Below are 17,223 nucleotides of genomic sequence, written 5' to 3'. Positions count from 1 at the left end.
ATCAGCTCCGCTCGGTGGCGCGCAGCGACGCCACCACGTGGTCGACGAGCTGGCCGATGGTCAGCTCGATGATCTCGTCAAGCTCCAGGTCGGCGATGAAGTCGGCGAAGTTGACGCGGTCGCCGTACCGTTCGCGCAGGGCGCCCGAGAGCGTCACCAGGTCGATGCTCTCCAGCTCCAGGTCGCCGTGGAACGTGGTCTCCCTGCTGATCTCGGCGGCGTCGAGGCCGTACTCGTCGAGCAGCGTCAGCAGCATGCCAGTGATGTCGGCGAGGACCGCGCCAGGCTCGGCCTCGGGCGAGCTGATCTCCGTGCTGATCTCGGTGGTCATCCTTCTTCTCCTGTCGTCTCGTCCCCCGCCGTCCACGCGACCACATAGGCGCGCTCCGGCAGTCCCGGTGGGTTGGTGACCCGCGACACCCTGACGTCGTGGGCCTGGCCGCCCACCGTCACCAGCAGGCGCTCCGGCTCGGCCGCCCGCACCCTGAAGGCGTCGGGGCGGCCGCCGAGGCCGCTGCCCCTGGCCTTGGCGACGGCCTCCTTGGCGGCCCAGAACCGCGTGAACCACTCGGCCGCGGACCCGGGCGACGCGGCCGACAGCTCGTCGAGCAGCGCCCGTTCCTCGGGGCCGCAGGCGGCCTCGACGGCGGAACGCGGCCGTTCGGTGATCTCCTCGATGTCGATGCCGCACGGGCCCCGCCTGGCGATGGCCGCGCCCGCCTCGCGGCTGTGCGCGATGGACACCGTCAACGCCCCGATGTCGCGGCCGTGTTCGCCGCGCAGCACGGGGCGTCCCGCGTCGTCGTTGCCGACCACGATCTCGGCCGGGTAGATGGGCCCCTCGCCCTCGGACCACAGCAGGTCGCGTGCGGCGTCCTTGGCGGCGATCCGGCCGAGCAGCCACTGGCGGCGGCGCAGCGGGGTCAGCCCCGTGTAGGCGGCGCGCTCGGCGCCGCCGAGGACGTTGCGCATCAGCAGCTCGCGCGTGGCCAGGTCGGGCCACCGCTCGTGGACCAGCGCCCAGCCTTCGGGGGTGCGCGTGGAGAGCGTGTGCCGGTCGGGGAAGCGGTCCACGGCGCGGATGCCGGGGTCGGTGTCGAAGCGGCGGTCGCGCCAGCCGTTGATCTCCGCCCATACGCGGCCCTCGTGGGTGAGCTGCATGTCGGCGCTCAGCGCGCCTTCGGTCAGCTCGGTGATCCTGATGTGGCAGGCCAGGCGCTCCCCCGCGGCCGGTTCGGGGCCGTGGAAGCGGATCTCGCTCATGCCCACGGGGAAGACGGTGGTGCGCTCGGTGTGGCTGGCCATGATCCAGTAGCCGAGGAGCTGGCCGACGTTGTCCAGCAGCGCGCCGGGCGCGCCCGGCGCGGTGATGACGCCCCTGACGTGGCGTTCGCCGATCGCGGTCAGCTCGGTGACGCCCTGGAAGCGGGGGCCGTGGAACATCCAGCGCTCGTCGTAGAGCTGCCTGGCGGCCAGCTCGGGAACGCGCTCTCCCGCCGGGTCGATCGCCCAACGCGCGGGCGCCCTTGGGTAGTCGGGGGCCAGCGAGACCTCGGCGCGCGAGGCGCCCTCGAGGGAGACCTCCACCCGGTCGGGGCCGAGCGGCCTGACGGTGACCGGCACGTCGTGCGCCGGGATCGCCTCGATCCACTTCAGCAGCCTGACCTCGTGCACGGCCACCGCGCGGCGGCCTGGGGTGGCGCGTTCGGCCAGGTCCATCAGGTGGGTGAGCACGGTGGTGGCGGGCACCACCGGCCAGCGGTCGGCGTCGTCGGGCCAGTCGGGGCGCTGGCGGAAGAAGCAGTGGTCGAGCAGGTAGGGCATGGTCGCCACGTCGATCCGCAGGCTTGGCGGAACGGCGGGCGGCGCGGGCTCGGGCGCCCTGGTGGGCGCGGGGGGCGGCAGGGGGACGCCGGGCGGCACGGGCACGGCGGGGACGGCGGTCGATGCGGTCACGGCGGTCGCGGCGGTCGATGCGGTCACGGCGGTCGCGGTGCGGGGCGCGGCCGGGGCGTTGATCAGGTCGACGGCGGTGGTCGCCGTCTCGTGCAGCAGCGCGGCCAGCTCGGCGGCCACAGGGAACCTCGCGCCCACGCGCCCGAGCTGGTCGAGCGCCCCGGTGCCGTTCCCCGGTGCGGGGCGCGCGAGGGCCAGCGCGGAGCGGGCGCGTTGCGGCAGCGACACCAGGGCGCCGCCGAGGTCGAGCTTCACGGTGGGCACGGGCCTGGCCGCGGGGGCGGGTGCCTTCGCCGCCTCGGCCCTTCGGCCCGCGGTGAGCAGGGGCGTCACATCGGGGGACGCGCCGTTGGCCCACAGCGCGGTGGCCACCCTGCGCAGCTGCGCCAGGCTGTCGCGCACCCCCGCGTGCGCGGAGACCACGAGCCGGTCGCGGCCCGCGAGGGTGTCGTCGATGAGCGAGCCGAGCTGGCCCGCGCCCAGCTGGATGAACGCGCGGAACCCCGCGCCGTGCATCGCCTCGATCAGCTCCCTGAACCGCACGGGTTCGAGCAGGTGCCGCACAAACAGCTCCCGCACCTCATCGGGGCGGGCGGGGAAGGGCGCGGCGATGGTGGCCGACCAGACGGGGGTGGTCGGCACATGCAGTGTGTAGCGCTCGGCGGCCTTGCGGATCGGGTCGAGGTAGGGCGCGAGCATCGGGGTGTGGAACCCCGAGCTGAACGGCAGGATCTGCCCGATCACGCCCCGCGCGCGCAGCCGCAGCACGATCTCCTCGACGGCGGCCTCGGGGCCGCAGATCATCGACTGGTTGGGCGCGTTGTCGTGGGAGAGCACCACGTCGTCGCGTCCGGCGAGCTCGGCGGTGACGCGCTCCGCGGGCATGCCGAGCACGGCGAACGCGGCGCCCGGCACGCGCAGCGCGTCAGGGTCGAACCCCGCGAGGAACGCGTCCACTTCGGCCGCGCTGTGGATGCCGCCCGCGGCCATCGCCGTCCACTCGCCCACGCTGTGCCCCGCGACCGCGTCGGGCCGCACGCCGAGCCCGCGCAGCGCGGTGTCGAGCAGCCGCCCCAGCTGGAAGACGGCGGCGCCATGGCGGCCGACGTCGCCCACGCGGACGTCGCCGCCCAGCGGCCAGTCGAGCCCGAACGCGGCGGCCAGCTCGGCGGCGCGCGGGGTGAACTCGGCCTCGAGGCCGGGGAAGACAAACGCGGTGAGCCCGCCCGCCTCACCGAGTTGGGGCCGGGGGCTGAACCACACGTCGCTGCGGCCCTGCCAGGGCGCGCCCTTGGCGACGGCCCTGCGGGCGAGCGCGAGGCGGCGGGCCGTGGGGTCGACGATGCCGAGGCGGACCGGTGGCGCCTGCGGGTGCCGCTCGTCGAGGCCAGCGGTGAGCAACGCCGAGTCCTCGGCGGCGAGTTGGGCCGCAAGCTCCTCGGGGGTGCGGGCGGCGAGCCGCAGGACGCGCTCGGGCTCGGAGACGGTGACCTTCGCGGTGGCGGGCGCGGCGGCGCGCGGGCCGTTCACCGGCAGGGCCGCGGTGAACGACGGTGCGGAGGCGGGCCGTTCGAGCACCACATGGGCGTTGATGCCGCCGAAGCCGAACGCGTTGACGCCCGCCCTGCGGGGGGCGCCGCTCTCGGGGGCGGCCCACGGCCTGGCCTCGGCCAGGGGCGCGAACCGCGTGTCGGCGAGCGCCGGGTGCGGGTCGTCGCAGTGCAGGGTGGGCGGCAGGACCTCGTGGTGGAGCGCGAGGGCCGCCTTGACAAGACCGGCGATCCCGGCCGCTGGCATGGTGTGGCCGATCATCGACTTCACCGAGCCGATGGCGGCGGGCTCCCCGGCGCGGGGCCCGAACACCTCAGCGAGCGTGGTGAGTTCGGCCCGGTCACCCGCGGGGGTCGCGGTGCCGTGGGCCTCGATCAGCCCGATGGCGTCCTCGGCCCGCGGGTCGAGGCCCGCGGCCTGCCACGCCTGCCTGACGGCCCGCACCTGCCCCCCGGGGTCGGGGTTGAACAGGCTGGCCGAGCGCCCGTCGCTGGCCACCCCCGTGCCGGTGACGACGGCGTAGACGCGGTCACCGTCCCGTTCGGCGTCGGCGAGCCGCTTGAGCACCGCGACGCCCGTGCCCTCGCCGATGAGCACGCCGTCCGCGTCGCGGTGCAGCGGCCTGATGCGCTGGGTCGGGGAGAGCGCGCCCAGCTGGTTGAAGACGCTCCACAGCGTGATGTCGTGGCAGTGGTGCACGCCGCCCGCGAGCATCAGGTCGCAGCGCCCCGCGGCGAGTTCGCGCACCGCGTGGTCCACGGCCACGAGCGAGGACGCGCACGCGGCGTCGACGGTGTAGGCGGGGCCCCGCAGGTCGAGACGGTTGGCGAGGCGGGACGCGGCCAGGTTGGGGACGAGGCCGATGGCGTTCTCGGGGCGCTCGGGCCCGAGTTGGTCGGCGAACGCCGCCCGCACCTGTTCCAGCCGCTCACCGTCGAGCTCGGGCATCAGCTCGCGCAGAGTGCGCACGACCTGGTTGGCGGTGCGGACCCGCTGGTCGAGCCTGACCAGCCCTGGGGTGAGATAGCCGCCGCGGCCGAGGACGACGCCGACGCGCTCCCGGTCGCCGGGCAGCGCCGCGCCGCCCCCGGCGTCCTCGATGGCCTGGTGGGCCACCTGGAGCGCGATGAGCTGGTCGGGCTCGGCCCCCGGCACCGAGGTGGGCATGATGCCGAACCGCGTGAGGTCGAACTCCGCGTCGCCGTCGACGAATCCGCCGCGGCGGCAGTACACCCGGTCGGCCCGCGGCGGCCCCGACGGCGCGTAGAACTCCTCGTCCCAGCGCCCCTCGGGCACGTCGCTGATCGCGTCGACGCCGGTGCGGATGTTGTGCCAGTAGGTGTCGAGGTCGCGGGCGCCAGGCAGGAAGACGGCCATGCCGACGATGGCGACCGGCGAGAGGGCGGTCACCGTGGTCATCGCGGTCACCACCCCGAGGCGGCGAGGACGACCGCGTGCGCGTCGTGCGCTCCCCAGGCCAGCTCGCGGAGCAGGCTCAACGGGCCCTCCTCCGGGTCGATCAGCTTGATCCCGCGGGCGGCGTAGGAGCGCATCAGCTCGGGCGTCACCATGCCGCCGTTCGTCTCGGCCGCGGCCCAGGGGCCCCAGTGCACGGTCAGTCCACGGCGCTCCGGCGTCGACCAGCGGCGGCCCAGCTCCTCGAGGGCGTCGTTCGCGGCGGCGTAGTCGGACTGGCCGCGATTGCCGAGCGCGCCCGCGATGCTGCCGAACAGCACGGCGAACCGCGGCCCTTCGGGCAGCTCGTCCACGGCGTCGAGCAGCACCCTGGCGCCTTCGGCCTTGGTGGCGAAGACCCTGCGGAACGACTCGGGCGCCTTCTCGGCGATCAGCTTGTCCTCGATCACCCCGGCCGCGTAGACGACACCGTCGAGGCGGCCGTGCCGGGCGTGGACGTCCTTGACCGCGGCGCGGACCGCCTCGGCGTCGAGCACGTCGACGGAGGCGTAACGCGCGGTCGCGCCAAGGGCGTTGAGGCGTTCCAGCGTGCCGCGCACCTCGCGCCCCGCGAGCACGGCCGAGACCCTGCGCTCGATCGCGGCGGGCGAGGTCAGCCCGGCATCGAGGAACGCGGAGCGCAGCGCGGCCCGCGTGGTGGCCGCGGCGATGGCGGGCCCCTCCTCGGCCTCGGGCTCGGGGGTGCGGCCGACCAGCTCGATCCGGCAGCGGGCGGCCGAGGCCACGGCGGCGGCGAACCTGGCGGTGATGCCGCGGGCGCCGCCGACCAGCAGCAGCACCGCGTCGCGGTCGAGCCCCGCGGCGGCCGCCTCGGCGGCGCCGTCCCCGGCGGGGCCAGCGCCTGTGGCGGCCAGCGGGCCCAGGTCGCCAAGGACGAGGCGCGGGGCGCGGCGGGTCGTGCCGTCGGTCAGCACGACGGGCTCGTCGCCCGGGGTGCCGAGCTCGGTGACAACCGCGTCGGCGACCGCGTCGGGCGTGGCGTCTGCGGGGACCTCGAGGACGCCCGCGCGCACGTCGGGGTACTCGCGGGCGACGCTGCGGAAGAAGCCGCGCAGCCCGGTGGCGGCGCCCGTGGTGCGGCGCTCGACGGCGAGCAGCCGGATGGGCGCGGCGGCGAGCAGGGTCTTCAGGGCGGGGAACGCGTCGGGCAGCGGGGCGCGTTCGCCCTGGGCGTCGACGTCGTCGGCCGCCCCGGTGGCCCCGGTGGCCAGCCAGATCACGGTGTCAGCGGGCCGCTCGGGCAGGCGGTCGATCGGGGCGGCGGTGACGGTGGCGCCCGCGCCGGTGAGGCGTTCGGAGACGGTGTTGGCGAGGGGGCCTTCGCCGATGAGCAGCACGGCGGTGCCCGTGGCGAGCGGCGTGGGGGGCGAGGTCAGCTCCTCGTCGGCGAAGACGAGCCGCTGCGGGGGCACGACCAGTGCGTCGGGCGCCTGCTCGGGTGCCGCGGGGGCCGCGGCGGTGGGGGCGGGCTCGGGCGTGGCGGTGGCCGTTCCGGCGAGGCGGGCGGTCACCAGCTCGGCGATGTTCGCGGCGGTGCGCGCGGCGCTCAACTCCTCGACATCCGCACCCGCATCCACCGACAAACCCAAACGCCGCGCCAACTCCCCAGCAATCTCAGCCCGCTTGATCGAATCCACACTCAAGTCAGCCTCAAGATCCAGATCCGGCTCGATCATCTCCACCGGATAACCCGTCCGCTCCGCCAACACCCCACGCACCACGTCAAGGACGGGAACGTCGCTCGACGGCGCGGCAGCGGGCACGGACGTGGGCGTGGGCGCGGCGGCGGTGGCCGTTCCGCCCAGGCGCCCGGCGACCAGCTCGGCGATGTTCGCGGCGGTGCGCGCGGCGCTCAACTCCTCCACATCCGCACCCGCATCCACCGACAAACCCAAACGCCGCGCCAACTCCCCAGCAATCTCAGCCCGCTTGATCGAATCCACACTCAAGTCAGCCTCAAGATCCAGATCCGGCTCGATCATCTCCACCGGATAACCCGTCCGCTCCGCCAACACCCCACGCACCACGTCAAGGACGGAGACATCGCTCGACGGCGCGGCGGCGGGCACGGACGTGGGCGTGGGCGCGGCGGCGGCGACGGCGACGGCGGGTGCCGCGGGCAGCGCGGGCGCGGCGGCCAGGGGCGCCACGGGCGCCACCGGGGCCACGGGGGCGGAGAGCGCGACATCGGTGGCGCCCAGGTAGCGCAGCAGCACATCGCGCTGCGCGGTCACCATGTCCCTGCTGCTGCGCAGGAATTCGGCGATCAGGGCGTCGGGGCCCGAGGCACCCGCGCCGTTGTGGAGGGACTGCTGGGACACGATCAACTCCCTGACGAGACGAGGGGGACTCAGGGCTCCCGGCTGGAGGGTGCCGTCGGCGCGGCGGACGAGGTGGCCGTCCACACTCCATCCGGGGCGGCGCGCGGGCGCGGCCTCGGGGTCGCCCGTGGGGCGGCCGCGGAAGAGCGCGCCCGCCCGCAGATCCACCCCGGCGACGGCGAGTTGGGCGAGCGCGGTGAGGAAGGCGTGCAGCCCGGCGCCGCGGCCCGCGCCGAGCGCGACGGTGCGGTGCGGGCGGTCGCCGAGCACGTCTTCCACCAGTCCGCTGAGCGCCCTGCCGGGGCCGACCTCGGCGAACACCCGGGCGCCCGCCGCGTACATGGCCTCGATCTGCTCGGCGAACCTGACGGGGGCCGCGATGCCGTCGGCCAGCCCGCGGCGCACGGCGTCCGCGTCGGCCGGGTAGGGCTCGGCGGTGCGGTTGGCCCAGACCTGGACCGAGGGCGCCCGCACGGGCAGCGAGGCGAGGTGGGCCGCGAACGCCTCACCCGCCCCGGCGACCACGGGGCTGTGGAACGCGCAGGAGACCCGGAGGGGCTTGGCGGAGCACCCGGCCTCCTTCAGCCGCTCGACGGCCGCGGCGACGCGTTCCGTGGGGCCCGAGATGACCGTCTGGCGTGGGCCGTTGTGGTTGGCGGTGACCACGTCGCCCTCAAGGCCCGCGGCCCGCAGCACCTCGACGATCCGCTCGGGCGTGTCGTTGATCGCGGCCATCGCGCCAGGGTCGCCCTCGCGGACCTGGTCCACGATGGCGGCGCCGCGCGCGGCGCTCGCGGCCAGCACCGCGCCGGGGGCCAGCGCCCCGGCGACGCCGAGGGCGACCAGCTCGCCATAGCTGTGGCCCGCCGTCATGTCGGGGCGGATCCCGACGGAGGCCAGCAGCTCGGCGGCGGCCAACTCAACGATGCCAAGCGCGGGTTGAGCCACGGCGGTGTCCGTGAGCCTGGCCGACTGGCGGGCGCCCGCGGCCGGGTCGAACGCGGCGGGCGGGTAGAGGGCGTCGGCCCACCTGGCGCCGAGCTGGAGGTGGCGTTGGACCTCGGGGAAGGCCACAAGCAGCTCGGCGAGCATGCCGGGGCGCTGGCTGCCCTGCCCGGGGAAGAGAAACGCCAGCGCGCCATCGGCGACCTCGCCGTTGACCGGGTCGCCATCGGCGGCGAAAAGGCCGTCAGCCGGGGCGTGTTCGCCGTCGGCGGCGCGGCGCAGCAGCCCCGGCAGCTCGGCCGTCGACGGGGCGACGAGCGCGATGCGCACGGGCTCGCCGCGCAGGGCCGCGAGGTCACAGTGGCGCGCCGCGTGACGCGCGTAGTCCCGGAGCGGGTGATCGCCCCCGCGTTCCACGAGGCCGAGCAGGGCACCGGCCGCGCGCCTGGCCGCCGCGGCGTCCCTGCCCCTGAAGGTGAACAGCTCAGCGGGCCACTCCTGGAGGGCCTGTGCGGATGGTGCGCTGGTGTACGCGCGTAGCACGACGTGAAAGTTGGTGCCGCCGAATCCGAACGCGCTGACCCCCGCGACGCGTTGCTCCGCGGGCGCGGCCCAGGGCCTGGCGGCGGTGTGGAACACGAACGGGCTGCGCTCGGGGTCCCACGCCTTGTTGGGCCGCGAGAGGTGCAGCGTGGGCGGCTTGACGCCGTGGTGGACCGCGAGGACGGCCTTGATGAGCCCGGCGAGGCCAGCGGCGCACTTGGTGTGCCCGATCTGCGACTTGACCGAGCCGATCGCGCAGGACCCGGGCGCGGCGCCCGCCTCGTCGAACACCTCGGTGATGGTGGCGAGTTCGGTGCGGTCGCCGACGACGGTGCCGGTGCCGTGCGCCTCGACGAGGCCCACCTCGGCGGGCGAGACGCGGGCGTTGCGGTAGGCGCGGGTCAGCGCGGCGCGCTGGCCCTCGGGACGGGGCGCGGTCAGCCCGAGGGCGCGGCCGTCGCTCGCGCTGCCGACGCCGTCGATCACGGCGTAGATCCGGTCGCCGTCCCGCTCGGCGTCGGCCAGCCGCTTGAGCGCGACACACGCGACGCCCTCGCCCAGCGCGATGCCGTCGGCGCTCTCGTCGAACGTGGCGGAGCGGCCCGAGGGCGAGAGGGCGTGGACGGAGGAGAACAGCAGGTAGTCGTTGATGCCGTTGTGCAGGTCGGCGCCGCCGCACAGGACCAGGTCGCTCGTGCCGCTCGTCAGCTCCTTACAGGCCGCGTCGACCGCGGTCAGCGACGAGGCGCAGGCGGCGTCCACGGTGTAGTTGGCGCCGCCGAGGTTGAGGCGGTTGGCGACGCGGCCCGCGATGACGTTGGCCAGCATGCCGGGGAAGGAGTCCTCGGTGAGCCTGGGCAGCTGCGCCTCAAGGGCCTCGGGCAGCTCGCCGACGTAGGAGGGCAGCACGGTACGCAGCACGCTGGCGTTGGACAGGTCGCTGCCCGCCTCGGCGCCGAAGATCACGGAGGTGCGGCGGTGGTCGGTCCCAGGCCCGGCGTATCCGGCGTCGGCCAGGGCCCGGTGGGCGGCCTCGAGCGCGAGGAGCTGCACCGGCTCGATACTGCCGAGGGAGGCGGGCGGTATGCCGTAGGCCAGCGGGTCGAACGGTATCCGCGGCAGGAAGCCGCCCCAGCGGGACGGGGTGCGCTCGCCGTCGCCATCGGGCGCGTAGTAGAGCGCGGGGTCCCAGCGCTCGGTGGGCACCTCGGTGACGCAGTCCTTGCCCGCCACCACGTTGGACCAGAACGCCGCCAGGTCGGGGGCCCCAGGGAACATGCAGGCCATGCCGACGACGGCGATCCGCAGCGGCTCGGGCGCGGGCTCGTGCTCCGGCGCGCCGAGGCCGAGGGCGTCGCGCAGCTCGGCGGCGCGGTCGCGCAGCAGGGCGGCGGCGCCGTCGGAGACCGCGGCGTGCAGCGCGTCCAGGGTCGTCACGTCGGAGCGCAGCGTGACGACCTCACCGGCCATGAACATGCCCTCGGCGGCCTGGCGTTGCTCGTCCACCGCGCGCAGCTCGTCGCCGACGCGCTCGATGCCCTTGCTGGCCAGCCGCAGTCGGCCGACGTTGAAGCGTTCGAGCCGTTCCCACGCCTCGCGGTCGGGCACGCCATCGGCGCGCAGCCGCTCCTTGAGCGCGGCGAAGTCGTCGCTGAACGGGCTGCGCGCGCAGCGGGTCGCGTGCCCTGGGGCGGTCTCCAGGAGGTCCGTCTCCTCGGCCTCGGCGATCCGCCGCTGGAACCCCGGGGTGATGGCGCCCGCGCGGACGGCCTCCTCGGTGAACAGGTAGGCGGTGCCCATGAGGACGCCGGTCGCGCAGCCCGCCGCGGTCAGCGGGGCGGCGAGGGCGGCGGTCATGGCGGCCGAGCGCTCGTCGTGCACGCCGCCCGCGAGGAGAACGGCGATGTCGCGGGCCGCGGCGGGGTGTTCGGCGATGAAGTCGAGCAGGACGGCGGCCTGGGCCTCCCACAGCGGGAAGCTGTTGCGCGGCCCGACGTGGCCGCCGCACTCAGCGCCCTCGAAGATGAACTTCCGCGCCCCGGCGTCGAGGAACTGCCGCAGCAGCCCCGGCGACGGCACATGCAGGAACGTCGTGATGCCCTCGGCCTCGAGCGCCGCGGCCTGGGCGGGGCGGCCGCCCGCGACGATGGCGTGGCTGGGGCGGATCCGGCGCACGACGTCGAGCTGGGCGGTGCGGATCTCCTCGTCGGCGAACCCGAGGATCCCCACGCCCCACGGCGCGTCGCCGAGCGCGTCCCTGGTGGCGTCGAGGAGGGCGGCGGTCCGCTCGGCGTCCGACAGGGCCAGGGCGAGGAACGGCAGCCCTCCCGCGCCCGCGACCTCGGCGGCGAACGCGGGCTGGTCGCTGACCCGGGTCATCGGGCCCTGGGCGACGGCGAGTCGGGTGCCAAGGACGCGGGCCATGGACGAGCCGGGCTCCAGGGGCGCGGCGGCCGTGTCGTCGGCGACGGCCTCGCGCAGCGCGGCGTTGAGGCCGCGCACCACCTCGGCGACGGTGCCCCAGCGGCGGGCGAACGTGGCGGCGAGAAAGGCGTCCTGGCCCACGGGAAGCAGCTGCGCGCGTAGATCAGGGCCGACCATGGCCTCGAACGAGGCGCGGTCGGCAGGGAGTTCGGGCGCGCCTGGGCCACGGCGGCGCAGCACCCGCAGCCCGTGGTGGCGCACCGTCTCTGAGCCGTCGAGCCCGGCCAGGGTCTCGGCGACGTCGAGGGGCGCCTCGGCCTCGGGGAGCAGGGCGAGCTGCGTGTCGATGACGACCCCGGCCGCGCCGCCGACCACGGCGGCCACCGCGGTGTGCGGGCCTATGCCGCCGCACGCCCAGACGGGGACGGTGACCTCGGGGTCGGCGAGGACCCGCTGGAGCAACACAAAGGTGCTCAACTCGCCCGACCGGCCGCCGCACTCCGTGCCGCGCACGATCAGCCCCGCGGCGCCTTCGGCGACCGCCCTGCGCGCCGCGGCGGGCTCGGTGACCTCCACGAGCACGCGCCGCCCTGGGAACGCGGCGGGCGAGGCGCCGGGGTCGGCGAGCAGCACCGTCTCGGCGAGGGCGGGCAGCTCGGCGTCGGGCACGGCGGCGCCGGGGCGGACGCGGACGCCAAAGGGCCGCGCGGCCCAGCGCGCGGTCACCTCGAGCGCGTCGGCCGCCGCGCCTGGGTCGCCGACGGGCAGTTCGAGCACCCCGAGGGCGCCCGCGCGGGCCGCCGCGGCGGTGAGCCGAGGGGAGGGGCGGTGCAGCGGGTTGACGGCGATGAGCGCACCGACGGGGCCGGGAGATGAGGGGGGAGAAGACATGCCTGGCTGTGGCATCCGCATGGGGGCTCTCGACTCCAGGTGTCGTGTGGGGGCAGACGACGGCAGTAAACGTGGATGGTTCGAGTACGGTCAACACACTGCCGACGAGCGGCCGTTGCTCAGTGTGAGCCTCGCACGCATCACCGCTGACCAGCCAAATCGCCCTCACGCCGCGTCGATCAGCGGCTTCTTGGCCCCTTCACCGCGTGACAACACTGTGGAGACACCCATGTCATGCCCACGTAACTCTCCGCATCGGATAGTAAGCGCTGACTGTGGGCAAGATCACACGAGGCGGTTCTCCGTCCGTGCGCGGCGAGTTCACCGGGAAAGGGGGGCGGCGCGGCGCAGCAGGAGGTAGAGCTGGCAGCCGAGGCAGTAGCCGAACGCCGCGTTGGGGAACGCCGCGTTGGGGAACGCCGCCGCGCTTCGCGCAGCCCGTGGCCGCCGCCGCGAGCCACGACGCGCCCCCGAGGTGGCCGACCAGCCCGAGCAGCGCGAAGGCGAGCCCGACGCCCTGCGCGAAGCGCGGCGGCCCCGGCGGCTCCAGGTCCGTGGACGGCCCGATCCCGGGGCGCACGACGGCGCGGAACAGCAGGCCGTACGGCGATCGCCCCACCCCGAGGAGCGCGCCCGCCGCGAAACACAGCGCCTGCCAGGCGAGCAGCCCGGCGCTCTCGGTGACAAGGGCGGCGGCGAGGAGCACGGCGGTGACGGCGGCGCCGAAGCGCGGGCCCCTGGTGTCCAGCTCCATCGTCCAAGCGTCCAACAAAACGGCCGCCGTGCACCGGGGGAATACTTTGCAGTCTTGTGAACGCTGTTGCTCGGGTGAGCGTGACGGGCCTTGTGGTGGGCGCGGCGGTGCCGGGGCCCGTCTTCTGGATCCTCGCGGGCTCGCGACGACAGCCACGGCGCCTCGCTGCGTTACCGGATCGCGCGAGTACGTCCCCCGGACTCCGTCCGGGAGGTGCCCCCGCCGTACGAGCTGCGACCCGGCGCCTTGCGCTCCACCCCGGGTCACATCTTCGTAGGGGTGGTTCCGGTCGAGGGCTCTGACCTGGCTTGGTGTGGGCCGCGCTGGTCCACGCGGGCGGCCTTCGAGGCTTTGGGCGAGAGAGCGGGGGCCCGTACGCTGGCCAGCGGATCGGGCGGGCTTCTGGCCTGCCCGCGGTTGAGCCCGATTGGGCCCCGCTCTCGGAGGCTCGCCCCAACGTGGCTGCGTAAAGCCTCGAAGGCCGCTCGCCCCGGCGTTCAGTGGGTTGAGGGTCGTTTACCCCTTCGCTATCGGGTAGCGCGCTGGCGCCGCGTCTCCGCGTAACGTCTGGCGCGCGGCGCGATGAACCCCGGCAGCTGGGAGATGTGGCGGCTGGCCCACAGGACGGTGAAGCGGCCCATGTGGAAGGACTCGCCTCCGTGGAAGTGCAGGAGTTTGCCGCCGCTGGCGAGTGCGCTCATGTCGCACACGGTGTAGGGCCGTCCCCCGACGACCAGTTGGTCACCGACCCTGACCGTGGCTGCGGTGATCTCGATCGCGACCATCCCGGTGGGGTTCATCGCGCGATCACCGCCAGGGCGATGGTGATGACGAGGGCGCAGCCGACGGCGGTCTGGGCGATGATCTCCGCCCGGGTGGGCGGGGGTGGGCGGAGGGCTGTCTCCCAGAAGGAGCGGGGCCGTAAGCCGGGTGGGTTGGCGCGCCAGACGGTGAGGGTGGTGCGGTGGGACATGACGAACAGGGCGCCCGAGGTGAGCCCCAGCCTGATCCCGCCGTGGACGCGGGTGCGCGTCAAGACCTTGAAGTGCTGGTCACCAATGGTGAGCACGTCCCCGGTGAGGATGGACGCCGGGGTGACCTCGACGCGTCGCACATCCGTCGCGGGCATCGCCGCATGTCGCTTCCGCGGGCGCTCGTCGTGCCGGTGGGGCGGGGGCGAGAAGAGGAATGGCCAGAGGATGGCGGACTCCGGAATGTCATCGTGATGGACAAGGACTGGCCGCCCGCTCCGGTCGTGACCGCGGGACGGGTCGGGCGGGCCTGGGCCTGCCGCCACCCGCGCCGCGCACCCTTTCCGGTGGGGCGGCCTCAGAGGTGACGGCAGGGGTCAGGGGTGGTGGTGCGCGCGGTCGGCCAGGTACGCCGGGCGGTCGCGCTCGATCTCGTCCGCCCGCGCCATGGCGTACAGGCGGCGCACACACCGGGGGCAGGCGTAGGCGGGCGCGGTCGCGATCCCCTCCGGCCCTGCGATGGAGACGGGCCCGATCCAGACCACCGGCTGAAGGGTCTCGGGGTCGCAGCCCAGCCAGCAGCGGCCGTTGACGGGTTGGTCCCTGCCGTGGTCGGGGTCGCGGAGGGAGAGATCGATCGCGCCGTTCACCGCGTCTCCCGAACGGTGCCGCTTCCCTGCCGGGCAGCTTCCCGCAGCCGCGCGACGGCCGCGCGGGCCTCGTCGTGGGCCGCGTGCAGCTGGTCGGCGTCGAGCGTACGGTCTTTCGTGCGGGCCACGGCGACCAGGAGCCGTCCGATCGGGGCTGCCAGCACGGAGGACTCCCCCAACGGCGAGAGTCTCGCCACCAGTTCACTCGGAACGACCTCCGGATAGGGCAGGCGTGTCCCGTCGTGGCGCAGCGGGTGGAAGGTGAACGGGATCAGCCGCTCACGCACCAGGCAGCCCCGGCACACACGGTGGACCCACCCGCCCCCCGACCCGGCATGGTGCACCGCCACCACCGTCAACGGCGGCATCGTCGTCCCGCACGACGCACACCGAGCAATCACCGGGCGCCCCACGCACTGGTGTGGCACGGGCAGTTGCACGCCTCGGCGCGTACGCCGTATCCGAGGTCGCGTGGTGCAGCACCGTGGCGGCACATTGCGTGACGGCTGAGGGCGCAGTCCGGGGAGCGGTATCCACCGGTGTGCGCTTCCTTGATGACGGTCACCAATGCGGCATGGAGGAAGCCCGGATCGGTCAATCGACCCCCGGGCGGGCTGGCCCACCACAGCAGCGCTCCGGGGCGCGCGTTCGCCGGGGGCACCAACAACTCGCGGCTGTCGCCAAGGACTTCGACGTGCGGCAGGTTCCATCCGGATGCGGTGCCGGGAGGGATCAGCCACCAGTGAAGCCCCTCGCGCTGGTCGTCGACGACCGGTCCGACGATCCGCCCCAACAGGACGAACGCGCTGATGCTTTCCAGGCACGGCACTTGAACGGCATCCCACCAGCGACCACACGGTAAGGCGAGGGGACCGTTCATGCCTGAGGGAATCCACTCGGGAGGGATCGACGCGGTGAGATCGAAAGTAGGCGTCATGGTGGCTCCAGTGACCGTCCTTGCTGACGGTCACAGCCTTCTGCCGCGAAAGGGCTCTGGCGTCCCTAAGGTAGGGACGCCAGATGGTTGACAGATAGCCAGACTGCGGTTACACACCGCTCCATTGGGCGTATTCCCGCAGCTCAGGCGATGCCTTTGCGCGTGCCCGCAGCAGCACGCCCACCGTTTCGTGCACGTCCGGGTGGTAGCGCGTCAACTGGGCTGCGGTTTCTCTCGCCCTGCGGAGTGATGCCAAGGCTTCCTCGTGCCGCGCCGTCCACGCTTCGGCACTGGCACGGCGGATGAGGAAACCGGCTACCCGCGTGGGCTGGTAGGCGTTCGGCCACTGCACCGTCCGGGCCACCCGAAGCGCGTGCTCGTGCTCGCTCCGGTTCATGGCCACGTCGATTTCGCCGAGCTTCACGTTCAGCTCGCCGAACGCGAGCGCGTATCGGGTGCCCGGCGGGTCGGCGACGGCATCGGCCTCGGCCGCCTGTTCCGCCACCTCCTTGGCCTGGCCCAGCCAATCCTCTGCGGCCGCATAGTCCTTCTGGACCGCGGACAGGGCCGACGCGCGCAGCAGGAGTGTGCCGCGCACGGCCAGCGTGGCGGGCTCGCCGTCATCGTCCAGGTCGCGCACCGCCTGGCGCACCAGCGCGACTCCGCGATCCGCTCGCGAAGCTTCCGCGTGCGTCATGACCGCCCGTTCGTACCGTTCGACCGCGACTTGCCTGGGGTCGCCGGAGTGTGGCGCGGCGGCGGCCATCTTGGCCAGCGCGAGTCTGGCCAGCCCCATGTAGCCGAGGCGGTAGGCCACGATCGCCGTCGTACGAGCTACCTCGGCCTGCATGGCGTAGGCGCGTTCGCGGTCGCGCCCCGGTGTGTCATGCCGCTGGACGGTGACGGCGGCATCGGTGATCAATTCGGGCAGGGCTTCGGCGACTTCGCCGAACTTGCCAGCGGCGCGCTTCTTCGAGACGGCCTTGATCCGGTCGGCGACCTCATCCAGCGTCCGGGGCTGAACGTCGTCGTCCGGTGGGATGTCCCAAGCGTCCAGGGCGCTGCTGATCGGCGTCAGCAGGGCGTCCAACTGGTCTTGCTGCAACATGTGGATGTAGGGCTGTCCGTGCAGCACGGAGATGGTGACGCCCAGCGCTCGCGCGACAGAGGCCACGATGCTGGGCGACGCGGGCTGGTCTCCGTTCTCGATGCGGGAGAGCTGGCTGGTGGACACGTGGGCCCTTCGCCCCAGTTCAGCCAAGCTGTAGTCGCGGATCGCGCGAAGCTCTCTGATCCGCTCCCCAGTATGTTTATCAGTGCGGTCGTGCATACTGACCTCGCGATAACCGTTTCGACCTCGACACTTCGAAACGGTACTCCCGCCAGCGACGGCAGGGACAGTGAACGAACGGCCCCGCTGCGGCGGGGCCTTCGTGCTGGAATGCTCGTTCGGCGACATCCGCTCGTTCGTTCTGTTCCGGCCCGGAATCAGGTTGCCTGCCCTGAGGCGCAAGCAGATGCTCACCAGACATGCCCAGACTGGGCATGTCTGGTCAGTGTCAGCTCGGGGAGAGAGGACCAGCAACCGGATTCTCACGCCGCCTACCGCACCGTCGGCAGCGGTGACAACAGCAAACACGAGAAGCGCGCGAAGCCCGAGCCTCGGCGATTAAGGGAACCCGGGTCGGGCCACGGGCGGGGCGTTTCTTCAGGCCCAGGAACGCTACGCTGACGTACATGATCCACGCTGTCGTCTTCGATGTGGGCGAGTGCCTGGTGGACGAGACGCGCGAGTACCGCGCGT

At 73.9% G+C, this 17,223-nt stretch carries 9 protein-coding genes and 1 pseudogene; all 10 read right to left on the bottom strand.

Features of this window, described 5'->3' with window-relative positions; genetic code table 11:
* Position 1 precedes the first annotated feature (1 nt).
* Positions 2-331 carry an acyl carrier protein gene (locus DEH69_RS19135; RefSeq protein WP_113688213.1) on the bottom strand — a complete coding sequence of 110 codons (330 nt, stop codon included), beginning with the start codon at positions 329-331 and terminating at the stop codon, positions 2-4.
* The gene (locus DEH69_RS19130; RefSeq protein WP_113688223.1) at positions 328-4,926 is read right to left on the bottom strand and encodes a type I polyketide synthase; all 4,599 of its coding nucleotides are present in this window, start codon (positions 4,924-4,926) and stop codon (positions 328-330) included. The genes DEH69_RS19135 and DEH69_RS19130 overlap by 4 nt, the downstream gene beginning before the upstream one ends.
* 5 nt (positions 4,927-4,931) lie before the next feature.
* On the bottom strand, positions 4,932-12,107 hold the full coding sequence (locus DEH69_RS19125) for a type I polyketide synthase (RefSeq protein ID WP_113688212.1): 7,176 nt from the start codon (positions 12,105-12,107) through the stop codon (positions 4,932-4,934).
* Between the two features lie 321 nt (positions 12,108-12,428).
* Positions 12,429-12,861 (bottom strand): annotated as a pseudogene (locus DEH69_RS19120) (DUF4395 domain-containing protein).
* Positions 12,862-13,388: 527 nt separating this feature from the next.
* Positions 13,389-13,661, bottom strand: coding sequence for a hypothetical protein (locus DEH69_RS19115; RefSeq protein ID WP_147255698.1), 273 nt, complete (start codon positions 13,659-13,661; stop codon positions 13,389-13,391).
* Positions 13,658-13,990, bottom strand: coding sequence for a hypothetical protein (locus tag DEH69_RS19110; protein ID WP_113688210.1), 333 nt, complete (start codon positions 13,988-13,990; stop codon positions 13,658-13,660). The genes DEH69_RS19115 and DEH69_RS19110 overlap by 4 nt, the downstream gene beginning before the upstream one ends.
* 219 nt (positions 13,991-14,209) lie before the next feature.
* A complete protein-coding gene (locus DEH69_RS19105) occupies positions 14,210-14,482 on the bottom strand; it encodes a hypothetical protein (RefSeq protein ID WP_181727499.1) in 273 nt (90 codons plus the stop codon).
* Positions 14,479-14,769: a hypothetical protein gene (locus DEH69_RS19100; RefSeq protein ID WP_147255696.1), complete on the bottom strand. Its 291-nt coding sequence runs from the start codon at positions 14,767-14,769 to the stop codon at positions 14,479-14,481. The genes DEH69_RS19105 and DEH69_RS19100 overlap by 4 nt, the downstream gene beginning before the upstream one ends.
* Positions 14,770-14,879: 110 nt before the next feature.
* The gene (locus DEH69_RS31090) at positions 14,880-15,419 is read right to left on the bottom strand and encodes a hypothetical protein (protein WP_147255694.1); all 540 of its coding nucleotides are present in this window, start codon (positions 15,417-15,419) and stop codon (positions 14,880-14,882) included.
* Positions 15,420-15,528: 109 nt separating this feature from the next.
* On the bottom strand, positions 15,529-16,749 hold the full coding sequence (locus DEH69_RS19095) for a helix-turn-helix domain-containing protein (protein WP_113688208.1): 1,221 nt from the start codon (positions 16,747-16,749) through the stop codon (positions 15,529-15,531).
* Positions 16,750-17,223: the final 474 nt, after the last annotated feature.

The sequence above is a fragment of the Streptomyces sp. PT12 genome, assembly GCF_003311645.1.
GTDB lineage: Bacteria > Actinomycetota > Actinomycetes > Streptomycetales > Streptomycetaceae > Streptomyces.
The sequence above is the reverse complement of the archived record's forward strand: the minus strand, read 5'-3'. Positions and strand labels throughout refer to the sequence as shown.

Bases quoted from the DNA above. Each gene is read 5' to 3' on its own strand.
- DEH69_RS19135 (WP_113688213.1), bottom strand. From the start codon at position 331: ATGACCACCGAGATCAGCACGGAGATCAGCTCGCCCGAGGCCGAGCCT.
- DEH69_RS19130 (WP_113688223.1), bottom strand. From the start codon at position 4,926: ATGACCACGGTGACCGCCCTCTCGCCGGTCGCCATCGTCGGCATGGCC.
- DEH69_RS19125 (WP_113688212.1), bottom strand. From the start codon at position 12,107: ATGTCTTCTCCCCCCTCATCTCCCGGCCCCGTCGGTGCGCTCATCGCC.
- DEH69_RS19115 (WP_147255698.1), bottom strand. From the start codon at position 13,661: ATGAACCCCACCGGGATGGTCGCGATCGAGATCACCGCAGCCACGGTC.
- DEH69_RS31090 (WP_147255694.1), bottom strand. From the start codon at position 15,419: ATGACGCCTACTTTCGATCTCACCGCGTCGATCCCTCCCGAGTGGATT.
- DEH69_RS19095 (WP_113688208.1), bottom strand. From the start codon at position 16,749: ATGCACGACCGCACTGATAAACATACTGGGGAGCGGATCAGAGAGCTT.
- DEH69_RS19110 (WP_113688210.1), bottom strand. From the start codon at position 13,990: ATGCCCGCGACGGATGTGCGACGCGTCGAGGTCACCCCGGCGTCCATC.